A 19,753-nucleotide genomic window follows, 5' to 3' on the forward strand; every position below is an offset into this window, starting at 1 on the left:
GCTCGGAGTCGCTGTCGTCGGCATGGATGACGATGGCATCAGGCCCGGGGTCCGCCGGAAGCCCCACCGTGGCGACACCCCCGTAGCCAGGGCCCCGGCCGGCCCCGCCACCCCCGCCCCCGGGATGGGTTGACGGAAAGTGACCCGGCGCCAGGCGGGGTCTGGTGGAATGGGCGGAGCGAGCTGGGGGGCCGAGGGGTTGGTGTACGAGGGGGCACGGGGGGCAGGCCACGGGGGTGCGGGGCATCCTCGGCGGCGGCCTGCGGTGCTGCCCGGGATACCGCTCTTCCCCGGGGTCGCCGACTATCCGCACTGGGCCGCGCGGCTGGACGACCTCGGCGTACGGCACACCGCGCAGGCGCTGCTCCCCGCCGCCGCGGCCGGCGCGCCGGCCGCCGGGTTCAAAGTGCTGGACGGTCTGTGGTTCCGGGGCCGGGGGCTGGCCTGGCAGCGGGTGGACCGGGCGTATGTCGCGCGCTGGCGCCAGGGCCGCGCCGCCGCCGCCGAGGCGCTCGCCGACCGCCTGGACGCGGCGCTGGCCGCCGACGCGATGTGCCTGCGACGCGTGGTCCTCTACGAACTCGCCGTGCTGCTCCAGGACAAGCCGGGCCCGGAACGCGCCCGGACCGCGATATCGCTCGGGCTCGCCGCCGGGGAGGCCGACATCCTCGCCGCCGCCCTCGGTGCGGCCCTGCCGCTGGGCGGGCTGGACCGCGAGGCGGCCGAGGGCGTCCAGAGCGCCTGGGAGCACGGACGGCTGCGGCGCGCCACCGCCCTGGCCGCCAGGCTGCCGGCCGCTCCGGCCGACCCCCTGCTGGCCGAGCTGCTGGCGGCGATCGCCGGGGCCGCCCGCGAGGCCGACGCCCTGCTGGCGGAGGCGGCCCGCCGCGCGGACGGCGGCGACGACGCGGCCGCCGCCCGCGCCTATCTGCGGGCCGCCCGGCTGGCGGCCGACGACGAGCGGGCGCTGGCCGGCCTGCTGCGGACGACCCCGGACACCCCCGCCCCCGAGGTGCGCGCCGAGTGGGAAGGCGACGCGTTACGGGTGCGCTGGACCGACTGGACCGGCTGGACCGACGACACCGCTCCGGTCGACCACACCGATCTCGGCTTCCATGTCGTCCGCCACCTCGCCGACCACCCCGAGGAGTCGGTCCGGCTCGGGTCCGGCCACGGCCGCGCGGGAATCCTCGACACCGGCGCGGTGACCGGCACCCGGGTGCGCTATTCCGTCCTGCCCATCGGCGACGGCCGGATCGCCGGCCTCCCCCGGACGAGCACGCCGCTGCTGGTCGCCCCCGAGGTGACGGACCTGGAGGTCACCTCGGGTCGCTCCGGCGTGACCGGGACCTGGCGGGCGCCGGACACCGCCGCGGCCGTACGCGTGGTCCGGCTCGGCCCCCGTGGCCCCGCCGACACCGAAGCCGACACCGAAACCGAAACCGACGCCGATACCGAACTGCCCTGCCGCCGCGACGGCTTCGAGGACCCGGCGACCGCCCCCGGTCCCCGCGCCTACCTGATCGGCTGCGACTACCGCGCCCCGGACGGCACCATCGTCAGCTCGCCGGGCCGGTGGGCCGGCGCCGTCATGGAGGAGTGGCCGCAGCCGGTGACCACGCTGACCGTGCTGGCCGCCGGACCGCTCGGGGACGCCGTACGGCTGGACTGGCCCGCCCCGGCCCGCGGCGAGGTACGGATCGTGCCGTGGGACGACGACCCGCCCGCGCCGGGCACCGATCTCACCGGCGAACTACCGCACTTACCAAGCCCGTTGATCACCGACCCGGCCGAGAGCATCACGGTGGCGCCCGGCGCCGCCCTGCGGATCGTCGCGGTCGGGGTGCTGGGCCGGCACGCGGTGGCCGGCCCGAGCCTGCTGGTCGAGGCTCTGCCGGAGATCGGCGGGCTGCGGGCCGAACGCCTGCCGGACGACGAGATCCGGGTGGTCCTCGACTGGCCGCCGTCGGCCGCGACGCTGATGGTCGGCCGGGAGCAGGACGGCCGGTCGGACGAGCGGCCCCTGACCCGCAGTGCCTACCTCCGCGCCGGGCTGCGGCTGCCCGCCACCGGCTCGGCCTGCGCGGTGACCGTACGAGCGGTGAGCACCCCCGGCGCCGACCTGGTGCTCGGTGGCGCGGCCCGGATCGAGCTGCCGCCGCAAGTACGCGTCGACTACCGGCTGTTGAAGCCGGGCTGGCGGGGTGGCGCCCGGCGGACCGTGGTCGTGCGGGCAGTCCTGCCCGGGAGTACCGGCCCGGCGGCACCCGACGCGGCCGGTGAACCGCCGGCCGCCCCCGGCTGCCCGGACTTCCTGCTCGTCGGCCGGCCGGCCGTGCCGCCGCTGCACCCCGGCCAGGGCACCGCCGAACTGCGGCTGCCCGGCGCCCGCCTGACCTCCGGCGAACCGGTGCACATCGAGCTCGACCTGCGCGACCGCGCCCGCCCCTACCTGCTGCGCGGGTTCCTGCTCGGCGCCCACTCCGCCGACGCCCGCCTCGACCACCCAACGCCCGACACTCTGGTGGTGCGCTGACATGCCCATGGTTCTGTGTCCCTACTGTTTCACCTCGACCCGGGCCGCGGCCCTGGAGTACCGGTGCCTGATGTCGAGCACCGGCGTGCGCGGCAGCGCGCCCTGCGCACCCCGGCCCGACGACCGCTGGGCGCTGTTCTCCGGCAACCCGGCGGGCGGCCGTAGCGCGCTGCGCGGCCCGATCTTCGCCCCGCCCAAGGGCGCGGGCCGGGCCGGCGGCAGGGCGCCGTGCCCCGACTGTGGCGTGCAGACGCCCGTCCGGGTCTGCCCCGACTGCCACACTGACCTGCCCACCGACTACTGCGACCAGGACAGCCGGATCATCGCGCTGATCGGTCCCAAGGCGGCCGGCAAGAGCACCTATGTCACCGTGCTCGCCCATGAGTTGCGCCATCGCGTCGGCCAGGCCATCGACGCCTCGCTGTCCGCCATGGGCACCACCACCCAGAACCGCTACCGGCAGTTGGAGGATTCCCTCTACGACCGGTTGCTGCTGCCCGGCCCCACCCAGCCGGCCGCGATGCGCTTCAACGACCCGCTGCTGTTCCGGCTGAGCCTGCCCCGGCGCGGTCTGGCCGGGATGCGCGGCGGCAGCAGGCACACCGCGCTGGTCTTCTTCGACGCGGCCGGCGAGGACCTGGCCAGCGCCGAGGCGATGGACCGCTTCACCGCGTATCTGGCCGCCGCCGACGGTGTGATCGTGCTGGTCGACCCACTGCAACTGCGGCCGGTCCGGGACCGGTTGACCGGCAGCAGCGCCTCGCTGCCGTCGATCGAGACGGCACCGGAGCAGATCGTGGCCGATCTCGCGGCCCAACTGCGCCGCCACGGGCGGGGCCAGGAGAAGGGCAAGGTCACCACACCGGTCGCGGTCGCCCTCACCAAGTCCGATGTGCTGGAAAGCATGCTCGATCCCTCCTCGCCGCTGCTGCGTTCGGCGCCCTATCCGGACGGCGCGCTGGACGAGGCCGACCGGACGGCCGTCCACCAGGAGGTCAGGGCGCTGCTGGAGGAATGGGACGGCGGGCTGCTGCACCGGCGGCTGGAACGGGACTTCGCCCACTTCTCGCTCTTCGGGCTGAGCGCGCTGGGCGCCGCCCCCACCGCGGACGCGCCCGCCGACGCGCCCAAGGCCGGGCTCCAGCCGCGCCGGGTGGAGGACCCGCTGCTGTGGCTGCTGGGCCTGCGCGGACTGATCCCGGTGCGGTCCGCCAAGAAGGCGGAGTCCGGACAGAGAACGCAGTCCGCCAGGAAGGGGCGCTGACCATGCGGGAGTTGCCACCGCCCCCGGGCCTGCCCCAACTGCACTACACCTCCGCCGCCGCCGACAGTGCCGGCACAGGATCGGGTTTCCGCTTCACCGCGGTCGGTTCCGGCGCGGACCCGGGCGCACTGCGCCAAGTGGAGCCGCTGCTCGGCTACGAGCCGCCGAACAGCTCCCCTGCCCGCCCCACCGCCGCCGAACTCGCCGATTTCCCGGTGTCGTTCGGCTTCGGCCGCCTCCCGGACGGCAGCGGTCTGCTGAGCCGTACGGTCTACACCGGCGCCGACTACAGCGGCCGGTACGGCAACTTCCACGCGCACGCCCTGCTGCTGCCCGGCGGGGCGGAGCTGCCGGGCGGGCTGCTGCCGATCGAGGCCTGGGAGTCCCCCGACTGGCTGTCGGCCACCCCGGCGGAGTCCGAGCCGGAGCCGCTGACCCGGTTACGGCGCGGCGGGCGGTTCGGCCACGACGTCCTGACCGCTTTCGCCCGCAGCCGGGCCGGCCGGCTGGCCGCCGTACTGTCGGACGTGCGGCTGCTGTTCGCCGCCGAGCCCGGTCCGCCGCTGGTGGTGGTGGAGGAGGACGCGGAGCGGATCGCGTACTGGATCGCCCTGGCCTGTGGCACGCTTCCCCGCGACCGGGCCGCCGCGCTGACCTTCACCACCTACACCCGGCGGCCGTATCTGGCCGAGCAGCAGATCATCGGGGTGCTCCCGGACGTCGACTTCGGCTTCAGCCGGGCCGAACTCACCCACCAGTACCGCGTCCACCACTGCCTGGGCGGGCCGTCCAGCCCGCCCGGCGAGGACGACGTATGGGCCGAGGTCGCCGCCCGTGTCTGGCTGGCCGGCCGCCCGGACCTCTTCCACACCACCCCCGAACGGCTCGCCGCCGGGCCCACCGCCTCCGACTGCCCCGCGCCCGCCGACCCCTTCGCGGCGCCGCCGCTCGCCGCGCTCGCGCTGTCCGCCGGTATCCCGCTGGACCGAGCCGGCCGCGCCGCCGCCGCCCGCTGGGCGGTGCCCCGGGCCGGCCAGGGCGACCCCGCGTTCTGGCGGACGTTCCTGGAAGCGCTGCTGACCGAGCCGCCGGGGGAGCGGCGGCCGGGAGCGGCCGCGGCCGACGACGAGCAGGTGCTGTTCGACCTGCTCGCCGAACTCGGCACCCGCCAGCCGGTGGAGGTCACCGAACCGCTGGTGGCCGCGCTCGTCCGGCGGGCGGTCCACGACGGCGGTCCGGTGCCCCGGCCCGAGCGCGTCGAACTGACCGAGGCGGGGCGGCGGTCGCTGGCGCGCGAGACCGCGCACCCGCTGGTCGGCCAACTGACCGACGAGGCGACGCCGTTGAGCCGGATACTGGCGCTGCTGAGACTCAGCGAGCGGCTGGGCGTGGCATACGACGCCGCCGTACCCGTACTGTCCGCGCGGCTCTCCCAGCACCTGCTCGCCCGGCGTCCGGACACCGGCTCGGCGCAGCCCCGGCCCGAGGAGGTCGTCTCCGCGCTGACCGGCGCCAGCCGTACGCCGCTGCGCACCGCGCTGCTCGACCGGCTGGCCGACGTGGCGATCCAGGACGACCCCTGGCCGGTCGCCGCCGCACTGGGGGAGCTGTTCCCGCCCTGGGACCCTGCGGAACTCGACGACTACCCGCATCTGCGGATGGCCGCCGCGGCCCGGCCGACCGGCCGCGGCGACGCCGACGGCCTTCCCCTGCTGCACCGGCTGACCCGGGAGTCCGGCCCCAGCACGGTCACCGATCCGACCGTGCTGCGGACCGCCTACCGGCTGACGTACGCCGCCCGCCGCCCGGCGACGGGCGACCTCTGGCAGCTGCTCAGCGAGTCACCGCCCGATCTGCTGATCGCCAGCGGGCTGGCCGCCGAGATGGTCGCCGCCGCCCTCGGCGCCCCGGCCGCCGACGAGCACGCGCCCGCGCTGGCCGGCGACCTGCTGCGCTGGCTGCCCGAGGACAGCGCCCCCGCCGACCGGCGGCAAAGGGCGGCGCTGCGGCTGCTGCACGGGTCGGAGCAGATCCGCACCGGCCACGCCGCCCCCGGCTTCACCGCGCGGACGGTCGCGCAGCTGTCCGCGGCCCAGCCGCTGGAGGAGCAGATCGAGCAGCGGCTCGGCCGCGATCTGGCCACCTGCATCCTCAGCGGAATCCTGCCCGACGAACGGCGGCCGGAGGTGTCCAACCTCGTACTCCTCGACGAGCAGGGCCAGTTGGCGCGCTCCGGGGACAGCGGACTGCTGCGCGCGTATCTGCGGGAGGCCGGGCAGCCGCTGCGGGTGGCGCGGCTGCGGGACGACCCGCGCTATCTGGCGTCCTGCTTCATCGCCTGGCACAGCGACCCCGGCGCCGGGCGCGGCTGGGACGAGGGCCGGCAGCGGCTGCTGGAGGAAGTGCTGCGCCCGGTGGTCCGCAAACTGCCCGACGCCTCGCTGGACAAGGTCGCGGAGTATCTCGCGCTCGCCGGACCGCGGTGGTCCGACACCTGGCGGCAGTGGCGCCGCCCGTCGGTCGTACGGCGCTGGAGCCGGCTGCGCGGACCGGGCTCGGGGTCCGGCTCGGGCTCCGGCTCCGGGTCGGGGTCCGGCTCGGGCTCCGGCAGCGGTGCCCGCGGCCCCTGGTCGGATCTCGCGCGGGGCTCGTCCGAGCCCTCGGACGGAACGGACTTCCGCGGATGACCTCTCACGGCTTCCTGGGGGGCGGCTCGCTCGGCGCGCTGCTGGCCTTCCTGCTCCTCCTTGAGATACCGGTGGTGCTCTGGGCCTGCGTGGCCGTCGCGACGACCGGCTACTGGACCTTCGCCCGCGCGGTGGTCGGCGCCCTGAGCCGGCCGCGGGCCGGCGGCGCCGATCGGCGGCTGCTGCCGGCCGGCGGCCGGGAGCCCGCCTACCGCTCGTACTGGGTCCGCCAGGTGTGGCGGGACAGCGGACTCGCGGTGGCGGCGGGCGCGCGCGCCGGCTGGCGGCTGCTGCTGGACCGGTGGCTCCGCGACCGCGTCCACGGACTGCTGATCGACGTCTGGACCCCCGCCGCCCCGGTGCGCCACCGCCGCGGCATCATCCGGCTGATCTTCGCCCGGATCTTCGGGGTCGGCCTCGCGGCCGGCGTGCTGGCCGGCGCCCTGATCGCCGGGCTGGTGACGGCACTGGCCCTGCTGCTGGGCGGGCTGCTGCTCGCGGTCGTGGTCGGTGCGCTGGCGTTCGCCGCCGCCGCGCTGCGCGTGCTGGAGCGGGCCCGGCTGTGGGCGCGGCGGATCTTCATGCGCTGCCCGCACCCCGGCTGCTACCACCGCATCACGCTGCCGGTCTACCACTGCCCGGTCTGCCAGACCCCGCACCGCAACCTGCGGCCCGGCCGCTACGGCGTGCTGCACCGGGTCTGCTCCTGCGGGGCGAGCCTGCCGACCGGGTTCCTGACCGGCCGCCACCGGCTGTCCGCCGAATGCGGCACCTGCCACCGCCCGCTGCCCGCCGGGCTCGGCCGCGCCCGCCTGGTGAACGTCCCCCTGATCGGCGGCACTTCCGCCGGCAAGACGATGCTGCTGCTGGCGATGGTGACGGGCCTGCGGACGCTCGCCGACGAGGGGCACCTGCGGCTGGAATTCACCCTGGGCAACGACGAGGACGAGTTCGACCGGGCCCGCGCGGAACTGGCCGGTGGCGGCTGGGCGCGCAAGACGCAGACCCAGCTGCCGCGCGCGATGGTGCTGTACGTCGGCACCCGGTTCCGCAAGCGGCTGCTGTACCTGTACGACCCGAAGGGCGAGACGCTGGAGTCCGGTGAGACGGTGCGCGAACAGCAGTACCTCGCGCACGCCGACGCGGTGCTGCTGGTGGTCGACGCCCTCGCGGCTCCCGAGATGCGCGGCCGGCTGTCCTCCGACGACCGGGCGCTGGCGGCCGGCGCCGCCCCCTCCAACGAGGGGCCGATGGACACCTACGCCCGGCTGAGCGGGGAGTTCAGCATGATGGCCCGGCACCGCGGCCGCACGCCGGTCGCGGTGGTGGTGACCAAACGCGACCTGCTGCGGCGGCTGACGTCGGTGCCGGTGGTGGACGAGCCGGTGACGCGGTGGCTGAGCGACATCGGTCAGGGGAACATGGTCAAGGCGCTCGGCCACGAGTACGGCCGCAGCCGCTACTGGGCGCTGAGCGCCCATGACGCCACCGGCCCGGGCGCGGCGGACACCGAGCGACGGGCGGCGGCGGCACCGCTGCTGTGGCTGCTGAGCCGGTCGCGGATACGGCCGGGCGGCTGATCTCGGCTGATCTCGGGTGTCCGAGCGGGTCGCCCGGTGCGGGCGTCGGAAGAGTCCAGTGCGCGGCGCGGGAAGCCGCGCGGGAACGGAGGAGGGAAGCCATGGCACCGCTGCCCGGTCATGTGGCGAGACAACGGCGTGTGGTGGCGGGGGTGTTCATCGGCTCGGCGATCGCCGTCGTGCTGCTGCCGCTGCTGGCCGCCGCGTTCTTCGTGCGGTAGCGCCTGACGCGTGACGCGTCGCGCCGGACGGCCCGCGCCGCGGTCCGGCGACGACCGCGAGGGGCTCATCCCGTCGCCGGCCGTCGCCGGGTCCGCCCGCGTCAGCTGCCGACGGCCGAACGGATGCCCTCGACCAGGGCGAGCGCGCCGCTGCCGGTGCCGATGCCGGCCGCGACCGTGGTGAGCCAGGCCCGGATCCTGCGGTGGTCGGGCGCGGTGCCCTCGGCGGCGGCGCGGGCCAGCTCGCCGCGTACCTCCTCCGCCTCGGGCGGTGCGTCGGCGCCGAGTTGCCCCACGAGCTGGGTGGCCAGCCGCAGCGCGGTCGCGGTCGACCCGGAGTCGCCGGAGTTGACCTGGAAGTTGCCGTCACCGAACTGGCTGGGGCCGTTGACCGGCCCGTTCACATTGAAGGTGCTCATCGCGATGCCTCCCGGAGGCGTCAGGGCAGCGGTTTGTTCGGGGGATTGCCGGGGTTGCCCGACTGGTTCTGATTCTGGTTCTGCTGCTGGTTGTTGTTGCCCCACTGACTGGGGCCGAGCACCGGGCCCTGGATGTTGTACGTCTGGGTGTTGATGATCTGGTTCTGGGCGCTCTCGAAGTCCGAGGTGTCCACGTTGTGCGCCTCCAGGAAGCGCTCGGTGGCGATCAGCACGCCCTGCTGGAGCCGCTGGAAGTACTGGGCGGCGTCGCGTTCCTCGTGGAATCCCATCCGGTCCCAGTCGCCGACGTCCTCGCGCAGCGAGGAGTGCGCGCCGTAGTCGAAGACGATCCGGCCCTTGGTGATCTCCTTGCGGATCTTGGCCAGTTGGCGGTTCCAGGCGTTCTGCCTGCTCCGCTCGCGGCGCAGCCGGCCGGGGGCGCCGAAGAAGGTGTGCCGGAAGCCCGCGGTGGTGTGCCGGGCGGTCTGCCACCACAACTGGCCCGGTCCCGCCGGTAGATGGTCGACGACGTCGAACCTCGCGTCGAGCGGCGGCAGGATGTAGGCGGCCACCTCCCAGTCGAGCCGCGAGCCCATCAGATGCGCCCTGATGTGCATGGTGACCACCACGGAGCCGCCCTCGCCCGCCATCCGCAGGCACAGATAGGTCTCGGTGCGCGCCCCGGACCGCACCGCGCCGCTCTGCACCATCTGCTTGGGCACGGTCACCAGCGGCCGCCGGGTCGGGACGGGCAGCACATCGGGACCGAGGTGCGCCACGATCAGCCCGTGGGCGTAGAGGCGGTTGCGGGCCTTGAGCGCGTCGAGCCCGACGATCCCCGGCATCTGCACGGCGAGATAGTGGTGCAGGTCGGAGGCGTCGAAGGGGATGATCCGCCGGGTGTTGCCGTGCGCGTCCTTCGCGGGCCTGCTGACGTCGATCGGCGTCCAGACCCCCTTCTGGATCAGCCAGCCGCTGCCGACGAAGGGCCGCGCGTGGTCCTCCGAGGAGTGGTACGGCACGAAGTTGGCGCGCTTGAGCTGCTCCAGCGACTTCTCCAACTCCGGCTCCACGGGCGGCGCGAGGTCGGACGCGGGCTGGTGGCCGCGGCCCAGCTCCAACGCCAGCTGCCTGGCCTCCCGTTCGGCCAGCAGCACCACCGTCCAGCCACCCGGGAGCGCCGCCACCGCGATGAAGCCCGCCGCCACCGCGACCGGCGCGCTCCCCGCCGACAGCGCCCACAACACCATGAGCACGCACAGGACTTGCAGCGCGACCAGCCCCGCCAGCGCATTGTCGCGCCGCCCCCGGCGCTGCGCCGCCAGCCGGGCATGCCGTACCAGCGCGACCACATTGATACCGAACGGAAGCCCCACCGCCTGCAGTCCGTCCTCGGCCAATTGCGCCAGCACCTGCCGGGCGAAGGCGTGATCGAGGTGCACGGTCGCGCACAGTCTTCGCGTGACCATGTCCGTACGGAACTTCGGCAGCGGGGTCAACTGATTGAGCGGCATGACATCCTCCCCCTCGCACCGGCGTATCTCCGCGCCCGGCACGTCCCCTGCCCCCGCTGGACCGCTGTTCTCCACGGGTGCGCTTCAACCGTAGAGGCTGGAAACCGCCGCGACCGCGGAATCGTCAACTCCGGTCGTCGGGCTCTTTTGTGTCACTTCGCCGGTTGCGGCCGTGCCACCCGCCATACAATCCGCTCAGCGCGACGGCGATCGTGGACAAATCGTTGGGCGATACGCCCAGGGCGATCAGCGTGATGCCCGCTCCCAGGACGGTAATGAAGACGATCAGATCGGTGCGCCGGCTCATCGGTGCCCCCTTCGGCAGCGCTCGGACGGCGGGTCTGCCTGATCCGATGGTGCGGCTCGGCGAGGGTGTTGCGTGGGGCGTCACCGTGGCCAATCGCTGGTCAACGCGTTGACGGACTTCGGGGGATGGTGGTCATGGCAGTTCTGAAGCCGCTCAGTGAGGAGCTCTCGCCGCAGAGCCGCGCGCTGGCGCAGGCGCTTCGCGACGTCTTCGCCACCTTGGGGGAGGACCTGCGGCCGTACGCCGGCCGGATGAATTACGACCCCAGCGTCGTCTCCCGCTATCTGGGCGGCAGCCGCCTGCCGCCGGAGGACTGGATAGAGCAGCTGTACAAGGTGGCCCTCGCGGCGGGCGGCGACGAGGCGGCCTCCCCGACGCTGAAGGAACTCTACGCATTGCGCATGGCGGTCCTCGCAGCCAGCAACAGCTTCTCCTATCGGCTTCTCCTGGCCGAGGCCGAACGTGCTGCCGTTGAGGATGAATTGGCGCGGCTCAAGGAGGTGTTGCCGCATGTGCAACACCCTGCGGTCGGTCTCGCACCGGATACCGTCCCGGGCGCGCAACACCCCGAGGACCCGCCGCTCAGCGCCGACGACTCCCCGGCATCGCACGAACCGAGCGGCGGCACGCACGATGGCGGCGCCGACAGTTGCAGCGGTGAGGGTGACGACGACGGCCCGGACGGGTCCGGACCCGTGCTCGCCGCCCCGCCGCCGGGAGCTGCGGCGGCCCCGGCGGAGCAGGCGGCTGCGATAGGGGCCCTGGCCGGTGGCTTCGCCCGCGTCCATGCGGGGTATTTGGCGCAGAGCATCAGCACCTTGCGGCTCGTCGGCGGCCAGGAGAACGAGATAGCCGGCCTGCTCGCCGACGCCGGCCGGCGTACCCCTGCTCTGGTCATCCGCGCGCTCGACGGTCTGCGGCTCACCGGGCTCTCCGCGGACGCCCGTACGCTGCTCGCCTACGTGTCGTTACGGCCGGTGCCCGAGGCAGCGGAGGTGGCGGTCGCGCTGGGCGTCAGCGGCAGGAGCGATGACCTCGCCGTACTTCTGGAGCACGTCTCCTGCCGGGAGCCGTCGGGTGTGGCCCACTGCGCGGCGCTGCTGCGTACCGCCGCCCGCACCGGCGACGGGGCCTTCGGCGCACCCACCGGGCGCGACGGCCCGTTGGCCGACTTCGGCACCTGGCACCTGCTCCGTCTGGCCGGTGACCGGCCGCCGGCCGACCTGCCTGCGCTGGTGGCGGCCCTGCGAGAGACCGATATGGGCGCACGCGGCATCAAAAGCCTGCTCAGCAGGGTCGGCCTCGACGGGGACCCGCCCTCCGCCGTGACGGTCCTGCGCGGCCTGCTGGATCTTGATTGCGGGTCCGAGGCGGACATTCTGCTGAATCTGCTGGCCCGCCGGACGACCCCGATCTTCACCGTTGACGCGGTGCTGGCCATGCACAGCCTCGACCTCCAGGACACCGCGCTCGTCCTGGCCCGCCGAACCGCCCGGCACGAGGCGTCCGCCCGCCGCCGCCGCGCCTTGGCGGAGGCACTGGAGTCGGCCTATCTCCGACCGGAGGCCGAGGCGGTCCGAGCGGTGGCGTCCCGCCGGAGGTAGCAGGCGATCCGGGGTGGGACCGCCTCGGTCGGCAGCACGGCAGGCGGTCCGGCCCTGGCTAGCCGACGGAGAGGCCGAGGGCCGCCGGGACCGCGTCGAAGGCGCCGTGCAGCCGTTCGACGAGTGCGGTACGGCCGCCGCGCGCGTCGTGCCGGACCCAGTCGCGGGCGGCGACGCTCCAGGCCGTGGTGGTGAGTTCGGCCAGCACCTGGAGGCGCAGGTCGTCGGCGTCCAGGCCGAGCTTTCCGGACAGCTGGGCGACCACCTGGCGTTCGACGCCGGTCCGGTAGTGGTCGACATACGCCAGCAGGGCGGGCGCCGTCAGGATCAGGCGGCGGGTGGCGACGTAGCGCCGGTCCCAGTCGGGTTCGAGGGCGGCGGCGGTACGGGTCAGGGTCTCGCGCAGTTCGGCCAGGACGACGCCGGACAGCTCGCGTGCCTCCAGCGCGGTCAGACAGGCCGTCCACACCTGGGCCTCCGCCTCGATCGCGGCGGCCTCCTTGGCCGGGAAGGCGCGGAAGAAGGTGCTCTTGGAGACCTCGGCCTCCTCCACCAGCTCCTCCAGCGTGGTCGCCTCGAAGCCCTTCTCGGTGAACATCCGCAGCGCCGTATCGGCCAGCGCCCGGCGGGTGCGCAGCCGCTTGCGCTCGCGCAGCGGCAGCGAGCGGTCGTCGGCGGCGAAGGAGGGCTCGGTCATGCACCGCAGTGTAGCCAGGGGACGACCCCCGGGCACGGACGAAACTGAGTGACTTTAAAGGCTTGGACTCGAACGATACTGAGTACCATTATGTACAGTTGAAGAGAGCGACTCTTCGCCAGGTGCCCGAGGAGCAGATCATGACCAGTCCTTCATCCACCGAGTCCGCCGGTTCCCCCGGTTCCGCCGCCGCGGCGGCCCCCTTGAACCCGCGGATCCTCGGCCAGGCCGAAAACGCCCACACCGCGATCCTGAACCGCGCACTGGCGGGCACCGAACTCAACAAGGACCACTGGGTGGCCCTCAGCCTGACCATGGCCGCCGGTTCCGCACTGGCGGTGGACGAGCTGGTCGGACAGGTCACCGCCGCCCTGAAGGTGGACCAGGCCGGGGCGCGGGCCGTCATCGCGGATTTGGTCGCCACCGAACTGCTGGACGGCAAGGAGATCGACGGCGAGGTCGCGGTGACCGAGTCGGGACGCCTGCTGTTCGGCCAGATCCGCGGCGCCACCGGCCGGATCGTCGCCCGCGCCTACAGCGCGGTCCCGGCCGAGGATCTCCAGGTGGCCGGCCGCGTGCTCGCGACGATCACCTCGCGCCTGAACGAGGAGCTGGCCGCGGCCTGAGGCCGGACCGGCGTCGTCGCGCAGGCGGTCGGGCGGTCAGACAGTCAGTAGCCGCGGCGGTAATTCGTGACGGCCGCGTCGTTCCGCTTCTGGTCCCGCCGCTCCCGTTCCCCCGCGAGCTCCCCGACCGCGTCGGTGACCGCGGCGAGCACGGTCTTCTTCGCGTCGTCGTTCACGTCCTCGTAGTCCCCGGTCCGGCGCTCGGTGATGCCGATGACCGCGGCGAGAGCGGCGAGGACCGGTTCGTCCGCGGCCCAGCGGTTGCTCGCCCGGCGCCGGTCGGCGGAGTCGACCAGCACTCTCTCGGTGGTCCAGAAGACACCCCAGCGGCGGCTGCGCCGACCGGTGAGCTGCCCTTCCGCCTCGAAGGCGCCCAGATAGGCGGCGGCCAGGCCACGCCCCCTGCGCCACAGCCAGTCGGTCGCCGACTCATAGGGGTCCTCGCGGACCAGCGACGCCGCCGCCTGCCGCAGCAGGGAATCGGTGGGACCGGAAGCCGGCGCCGGGGACCGCGGTTCGACGCGGTCGCCGTCCAGCCGGACGGTCGAGCTGCCCAGCAGATCGATCAGCTCGGCGCCCGCGAGGGCGAGCGACAGATCACCCCGCTCCACCGGACGGGTCGACGGCATGTCCATGGCTACGATCATGAGGTCGCGCGGCGTGGTCGTCATCGGCCGACCACGACCCTCGCCGCCACGGCGCCGGCGACTGCCCGGGCGAGCTCCGGCCGTACCCGCACGCCTGCGCCCACGGTCTCGGAATGCGGATCGACGTGCCTCATGCCGCCAGGCTACTCGTCCGACCGTTCACCATCGCCGAAGAGGGCGGCGGGTACGACACGGTCCCGTATGGGTGATAAACGCTGTCAATCACCCTGATCCGGGACATAATCGCCGATGTGAGCCAGAGCCGAGCAGCCGTGGTGATCCCGACCGGCACCCCCCAGCCCCAGCCGATCCGCTTCTTCGGTACGAGCTGGGTGCGGCACGACGGCGGCTACCGCTGGCGCCGGATCGCCGCCTCCCTCGGCTCCCTGCTGGGCGCGGTGGCCGGCACCTTCGCGCTGCGCTACGGCATCCAGGGGCTGGCCCGCATCAGTACGTCCCTGACGCTCGTGGGCCTGGGCGGCTTCACCGTGTCCGGCGTGCTCGCCTTCCGCCGCACCTGGCTGGGCTTCACCCGCCGGGACCCCGACGCCGATCCCGACGCCGAGAAGTCCACCTCGAGCCTGTACGCCATCGGCTTCGTCGGCGCCCTGCTCGCCTACTTCCTCCGCTCCCTCACCGAAGCGCCCGGCGAACGCCTCCACCGCGCCGAGTACGAGGAAGCCCGCGTGCAGCACGCCCGCCGCCGCAGCGCCCGTTCCGGAAATCCGGCCGCGGACCCTCATACGTTCCTCTGACTCCTCTGGTACCGCTGATCCCTCCCCGTCCCACCCCTGCCAACTGCCGTCAGGGCGCCGGGAATCGGCGGCGAATCCGCCGCGGATCGATCGCGGAGGAACTCGAAGCGGTCGTGAAGTGATCGTGTGCATGCAGGCATGAAGAGGGGGCATACGGATGTCAGGGTTCCTGACGACCGGGGACATGGGGAGAAATGGAGGCGTCATGACGATCCTGTGGGCCATTATCGCGGGCCTGATCATCGGTTTGCTGGCGAAACTTGTCGTACCGGGGCGCAACCCGATTCCGCTGTGGGCCACGATCCTCATCGGTATCGTCGGCGGCCTCATCGGCAACGGCCTGGCCAGCGCGTTCAACGTCGCGGACACCAACGGTATCGACTGGATCAGGCATCTTCTCCAGATCGGCGTCGCCGCCGTGCTGATCGCTTTCGTCACACCGCTGTGGAACAGGCGCCGCGCCTGACGCGGGAAAACCCGCGGACTATCGCGGAAGCCATCAGGGCAGGGCCGCCATCCGGACACCGGACGGCGGCCCTGCGGTTTGTCCATAAGGCCGTTGCCCAGTAGGGCCGTTCGCTTCTCGACAGCGTTTCTACGGCGTTCTGTGCGTCCTACGGCCTCCTACGGCGTGCTATCGCCGCGACGCCGACACCGAGCCGACCACGCCCACGACCGCCGCCACCACCGCGCCGTGCCACAACCCGGTCCAGATCGCGCCGAACACGCCCTGGCTGGTGAGCGCCTGACGGATCACCAGGTCGGTGAAGAACATGCCCACCGCCGGCACCACCGCCACCCGCCACGGATGCGAGCGCGCCCAGCGCCGTATGCGGTGATCGCGGACGGACTCCCGCCCGGAGTAGCCGAGCACCGCCCCCGCCCCGCCGACGCAGAAGAAGAGCAGCGCGGCCACCGAGACGGCGCCGCTGAGGATGCCGAGCCCGAAATGCCCGTGCACCAGGTGCAGCGCCAGCGAGACACCTCCGCCGAGCGCGCCGACGACGGCCGCGGGCCGCCATGGTCCGAGGGACACCGAGGCCACGGCCAAGTGCCGCCGCTCCGCGCCCGATACTGCGATGTCACGGGATGAACGCCTCATACCGCCAACGGTCCATCGCCCTTCCCGCGAACGCCATAGGGGATGTCCCTGAGCCGCCCCTCACGGCCCGCTCGGGGACAACCACCGCGAAGGTCACCCAACTCGGCCTCTCCTCAAGCCTCCTGCGGTCCCCCCGCCCCGCCGGCCACGCGGTCCCGCTCCCTACGGCCGTAACGCGCCACGCAGTGCCAGACCTTCTTCAGGCCCTGTTGGTCGTAACGCCCAGTGCCCGCGGCGACTCCGAGGACGCGCGGATCGAGCAGGCCGTCCTCGGCGATCGCCGCGCCGAGTTCCACGTACTCCGCGCCGCGGTAGTCCGGATGGCGGCTCAACTCCTCGACGGTGAGCCGGAATCCGCCGTGCCACTCGATCGGGCAAGGCAGCAGCCGGGCCGCCGCCTCGACGGCGGTCCCGCGATGGCTCGGGTCCAGGACCAAGGCCTCCACATCGCGGTCGAGCCGGACCGGGGCGTGCACCTGGGCCTCGACATAGCCGTCCAGGGCGTCGCGCTCGTAGCCGGCTCCTCCGGGGTCCCGGGCATCGGCCTCCGCCAGCTCGACGAGCGCCATTCGGGACGCGACGCCGAACGCCGACGGCTCGAAACAGCTGTCCGGGTAGCAGAAGGTGGCCCGCGCCAGGGTCCCGGCGGTCAGCCGGAAGTGGGCGGACCCGAAACGCGCAGCCGCCCCGACCGGATCGTCGCGGAAGTTCAGCGCGCCGTACACCGGCCGCTCGTCGGCCGGTGCCTCGTCGTACGCACCGCCGAAGATCCGGCTCTCCCAGCGCCACCGGTCCCCGCCGGGGTGGGCCGTCAGACCGCCGTTGCTCGTCCCGGTGACGAACTGCGAGCGGTAGACGCCGTCCGCCGCCAGGGCGGTCAGGATGTGCCGGTCGCCGGCCGTACGGTCCGGGTGGAAGTTCAGCGTCACCCGCAGCCGGGTGTCGAGCGGCGCCCCGGAGTCCCCGGCCAGTGCCTCGACGTGTCGGAGCGCTCGTTCGTAGGAGGACGAGGAGGAGGACGACGACGGGGAGAACGACGACGGGGAGGACGACAGGGACGAAGGCGAGGGCGGCAGGAGGTCGGCGCTCATCCGCGCAGTGTGGCAAAGCGCGGTCGGCAGCCGCATCCGGGTAAGCCTCCCGGCGGCGTGGGCATCCCGCCGCCGGCCGCGTACCGGTGGGCGGACAGGTCCCCCTTCCCCGGGGCCGCCCCTGGAAGGATGGCCGCTGAGAAGCTTCGTACCGTTCGAAGACCGTTTGAGGTGAGCCGCCCATGACGACCCAGCCCGCAAACCCGACCGCGACCACGCCCCCGGCCCCGGCGATCAATCAGAAGGTCGCCGTCCTCGGCACCGGGAAGATCGGTGAGGCGCTGCTCTCCGGGATGATCCGGGCCGGCTGGGCGCCCGCCGATCTGGTGGTCACCGCCCGCCGTACCGAACGGGCCGCCGAACTGCGCGGCCGCTACGGCGTCGAGTCGGTCGGGAACGCCGAGGCGGCGAAGACCGCCGACACACTGATCCTTGCCGTCAAGCCGCAGGACATGGGCGCACTGCTCGACGAACTGGGCCCGCATGTGGCCGCCGACCGGCTGGTGATCAGCGCCGCGGCCGGCATCCGCACCGGCTTCTTCGAAGAACGCCTCGCCGAGGGCATCGCGGTGGTCCGGGTCATGCCAAATACTCCGGTGCTGGTGGACGAAGGCATGTCGGTGATCTCGGCCGGCCGGCGCGCCACCGAGACGCACCTCGTCCGCACCGAGGCCATCTTCCAGCCGGTCGGCAAGACCCTCCGCGTACCGGAGAAGCACCAGGACGCCGCCACCGCGCTGTCCGGGTCCGGGCCGGCGTACTTCTACTACCTGGTCGAGGCGATGACCGACGCCGGCATCCTGCTCGGCCTGCCGCGCGCCCAGGCCCACGACCTCATCGTCCAGTCGGCGATCGGCGCCGCCGTGATGCTCCGGGACAGCGGCGAGCACCCGGTCAAGCTCCGCGAAGCCGTCACCTCTCCGGCCGGCACCACCATCAACGCGATCCGCGAACTGGAGAAGCACGGCGTACGCGCCGCCCTGCTCGCCGCCCTCGAAGCGGCCCGCGACCGCAGCCGCGAACTGGCGTCGGGGCAGTAGCCGGTCAGTGGCCGGGCAGTAGCCGGTCCTGCCAGGAATCCGGTCGGGAATCCCGGCGGGAATCCGGGCCGAGGGTCCGGGCCGCCCCCCAGCGGGGTGACCCGGACCCTCCGCCGCCCACGCGCCGCCCGCCGTTCAGGCCGGCGGGAGCAGCCCGATCGCCGCGTACGCCGCATCCACCGTCGGCCGCGCGACCGCCCGCGCCCGCGCCGCGCCCTCCCGCAGCACCCCGTCCACGAAGCCCTGGTCAGCACTCAACTCGGCATGCCTGGCCCGCAGCGGCCGCAGCAGTTCCACCACCGCCTCCGCGACGGCCGCCTTCAGCGCACCGCCCCCGTCGTACGCCTCGGCCAGCTTCTCCGGCAGCTCACCCGTGCAGGACGACAGGATCTCCAGCAGGTTCGCCACCCCCGGCCGCGCCTCCCGGTCGTACGAGACCCCCGGCTCGCTGTCCGTCACCGCCCGCCGCAGCTTGCGGGCGATCGCGTCCGGTTCGTCCAGCAGATAGATGATGCCGGCCGTCGCCTCGTGGGACTTGCCCATCTTGTCCAGCGGATTCTGCAGATCCATCACCCGCGCGGCCACCGCCGGATGCGTCGCCTTCGGTACGACGAAGGTCCGCCCGTAGCGCTGGTTGAACCGCTCCGCCAGATCCCGCGTCAGCTCCACGTGCTGCGCCTGATCGTCCCCGACCGGCACCTCGTCCGCGCGGTAGGCCAGGATGTCCGCCGCCATCAGCACCGGATACGTCAGCAGCGACAGCCGTACGCCCTGGCCCGCCGACCGGGCCCGCGCCGACTTCTCCTTGTACTGGATCATCCGCCGCATCTCACCGTCCACGGCCACACACTCCAGCAGATACGACAGCCGCGCGTGCTCGTCCACATGACTCTGCACGAACACCGTGCAGCGCGCCGGATCGAGCCCGGCCGCCAGCATCAGCGTGGCCGCCTGGCGGCTCAACCGCCGCACCCGGGCCGGATCGTGCTCCACGGTGAGCGCGTGCAGATCCACCACGCAGAACAGTGCCTCCGCCTGATGCTGGTCCTCGTCCACCCAGCGCCGCAGCGCGCCGAGGTAGTTCCCCAGGGTGAGATGCCCGGTGGGTTTGATGCCGCTCAGAATGCGTGTCATGGCTCGCTGTGTCCCTCGGCTCGATGCGGGAACCGCCGCCAAGGCCCGGCCGGGAGAACGAGAACGGCCGCCTCAGCGGCGGCCGTTGGATGCGTACATGACTCCAGGGCCGCCTCTAGACGGCCCGCCACTGGGAGCAACGCGTACGCGTGGTCATGGACTCAGCGTACGCGCCCGGTACCCAAGTTGACACCCCGCAGGGCCGTGCGTAATGTTCTCCGGGCTGTCTGACGTGAGCGCCGACTCCGGTCGGTCCCCGGACAGCCATTCCGTAGCAATCACTCGGACGATGACCACGGTTAGCCGTGTCGTCCAGTTGTGCGTTTTCGGAATGGGAACGGAAAGCGGCCGATTTGGTTCGGCCGCCGGAGGTCCGCTAATGTCTCACTCGTCGGAACGGCCGAAGGGCCGGAAAGACAGCCCCGCTGACTGGGGGTCAGACGCTGGAAAGCGTCTGATAGAGTCGGAGACACGACGAAGGGAAAGCCCGGAGGGGCCGGTGACGGTCACGATGGCAGCTTCCGTTCTT

Annotated in this window: 17 protein-coding genes; 9 read left to right on the top strand and 8 right to left on the bottom strand. The window is 73.2% G+C overall.

The window, feature by feature from the left end; translation table 11 throughout:
• Positions 1–265: 265 nt before the first annotated feature.
• From ACFO3J_RS35785 to ACFO3J_RS35800, 4 genes are all read left to right on the top strand, one after another.
• Complete coding sequence (locus tag ACFO3J_RS35785) at positions 266–2,536, top strand: hypothetical protein (protein ID WP_386439020.1); 2,271 nt, start codon at positions 266–268, stop codon at positions 2,534–2,536.
• Positions 2,537–2,606: 70 nt separating this feature from the next.
• Entirely contained in the window at positions 2,607–3,800 is a 1,194-nt protein-coding gene (locus ACFO3J_RS35790; protein WP_386439022.1) for a TRAFAC clade GTPase domain-containing protein, read from the top strand.
• A 2-nt stretch (positions 3,801–3,802) separates the two neighbouring features.
• Entirely contained in the window at positions 3,803–6,487 is a 2,685-nt protein-coding gene (locus ACFO3J_RS35795) for a GTPase-associated protein 1-related protein (protein WP_386439025.1), read from the top strand.
• Positions 6,484–8,067, top strand: coding sequence for a TRAFAC clade GTPase domain-containing protein (locus ACFO3J_RS35800; RefSeq protein ID WP_386439028.1), 1,584 nt, complete (start codon positions 6,484–6,486; stop codon positions 8,065–8,067). The genes ACFO3J_RS35795 and ACFO3J_RS35800 overlap by 4 nt, the downstream gene beginning before the upstream one ends.
• Positions 8,068–8,389: 322 nt before the next feature.
• On the opposite strand, the gene ACFO3J_RS35805 is transcribed toward ACFO3J_RS35800, so the two are convergent.
• From ACFO3J_RS35805 to ACFO3J_RS35815, 3 genes are all read right to left on the bottom strand, one after another.
• Entirely contained in the window at positions 8,390–8,707 is a 318-nt protein-coding gene (locus tag ACFO3J_RS35805) for a hypothetical protein (RefSeq protein WP_386439030.1), read from the bottom strand.
• 20 nt (positions 8,708–8,727) lie between these two features.
• Positions 8,728–10,221, bottom strand: coding sequence for a hypothetical protein (locus ACFO3J_RS35810; RefSeq protein WP_386439033.1), 1,494 nt, complete (start codon positions 10,219–10,221; stop codon positions 8,728–8,730).
• Positions 10,222–10,345: 124 nt separating this feature from the next.
• On the bottom strand, positions 10,346–10,528 hold the full coding sequence (locus ACFO3J_RS35815) for a hypothetical protein (RefSeq protein ID WP_386439036.1): 183 nt from the start codon (positions 10,526–10,528) through the stop codon (positions 10,346–10,348).
• A 134-nt stretch (positions 10,529–10,662) separates the two neighbouring features.
• On the opposite strand from ACFO3J_RS35815, the gene ACFO3J_RS35820 reads away from it, so the two are divergent.
• Entirely contained in the window at positions 10,663–12,132 is a 1,470-nt protein-coding gene (locus ACFO3J_RS35820) for a hypothetical protein (protein ID WP_386439039.1), read from the top strand.
• 58 nt (positions 12,133–12,190) lie between these two features.
• On the opposite strand, the gene ACFO3J_RS35825 is transcribed toward ACFO3J_RS35820, so the two are convergent.
• Complete coding sequence (locus ACFO3J_RS35825; RefSeq protein WP_386439042.1) at positions 12,191–12,829, bottom strand: TetR family transcriptional regulator; 639 nt, start codon at positions 12,827–12,829, stop codon at positions 12,191–12,193.
• A gap of 140 nt (positions 12,830–12,969) precedes the next feature.
• Here ACFO3J_RS35825 and ACFO3J_RS35830 point away from each other — a divergent pair, with 140 nt between their 5' ends.
• Complete coding sequence (locus ACFO3J_RS35830) at positions 12,970–13,455, top strand: MarR family transcriptional regulator (RefSeq protein WP_386439044.1); 486 nt, start codon at positions 12,970–12,972, stop codon at positions 13,453–13,455.
• 44 nt (positions 13,456–13,499) lie between these two features.
• Here ACFO3J_RS35830 and ACFO3J_RS35835 read toward each other — a convergent pair whose 3' ends face one another.
• A complete protein-coding gene (locus tag ACFO3J_RS35835; protein ID WP_386439047.1) occupies positions 13,500–14,126 on the bottom strand; it encodes a GOLPH3/VPS74 family protein in 627 nt (208 codons plus the stop codon).
• A 227-nt stretch (positions 14,127–14,353) separates the two neighbouring features.
• On the opposite strand from ACFO3J_RS35835, the gene ACFO3J_RS35840 reads away from it, so the two are divergent.
• Entirely contained in the window at positions 14,354–14,857 is a 504-nt protein-coding gene (locus tag ACFO3J_RS35840) for a hypothetical protein (protein ID WP_386439050.1), read from the top strand.
• A gap of 205 nt (positions 14,858–15,062) precedes the next feature.
• Positions 15,063–15,323, top strand: a complete 261-nt coding sequence (locus ACFO3J_RS35845) for a GlsB/YeaQ/YmgE family stress response membrane protein (protein ID WP_386439053.1) — start codon at positions 15,063–15,065, stop codon at positions 15,321–15,323.
• 168 nt (positions 15,324–15,491) lie between these two features.
• On the opposite strand, the gene ACFO3J_RS35850 is transcribed toward ACFO3J_RS35845, so the two are convergent.
• The gene (locus ACFO3J_RS35850) at positions 15,492–15,959 is read right to left on the bottom strand and encodes a hypothetical protein (protein WP_386439054.1); all 468 of its coding nucleotides are present in this window, start codon (positions 15,957–15,959) and stop codon (positions 15,492–15,494) included.
• Positions 15,960–16,072: 113 nt separating this feature from the next.
• Positions 16,073–17,050: a DUF3626 domain-containing protein gene (locus tag ACFO3J_RS35855; protein ID WP_386439057.1), complete on the bottom strand. Its 978-nt coding sequence runs from the start codon at positions 17,048–17,050 to the stop codon at positions 16,073–16,075.
• Positions 17,051–17,283: 233 nt separating this feature from the next.
• Between ACFO3J_RS35855 and proC the strand changes: the two genes are divergently transcribed.
• Positions 17,284–18,090, top strand: coding sequence for a pyrroline-5-carboxylate reductase (gene proC, locus ACFO3J_RS35860; protein ID WP_386439070.1), 807 nt, complete (start codon positions 17,284–17,286; stop codon positions 18,088–18,090).
• Positions 18,091–18,225: 135 nt separating this feature from the next.
• Here proC and trpS read toward each other — a convergent pair whose 3' ends face one another.
• Positions 18,226–19,224: a tryptophan--tRNA ligase gene (gene trpS, locus ACFO3J_RS35865; protein WP_386439059.1), complete on the bottom strand. Its 999-nt coding sequence runs from the start codon at positions 19,222–19,224 to the stop codon at positions 18,226–18,228.
• Between the last annotated feature and the right edge of the window lie 529 nt (positions 19,225–19,753).

This window comes from Streptomyces polygonati (assembly GCF_042650325.1).
Lineage (GTDB): Bacteria > Actinomycetota > Actinomycetes > Streptomycetales > Streptomycetaceae > Actinacidiphila > Actinacidiphila polygonati.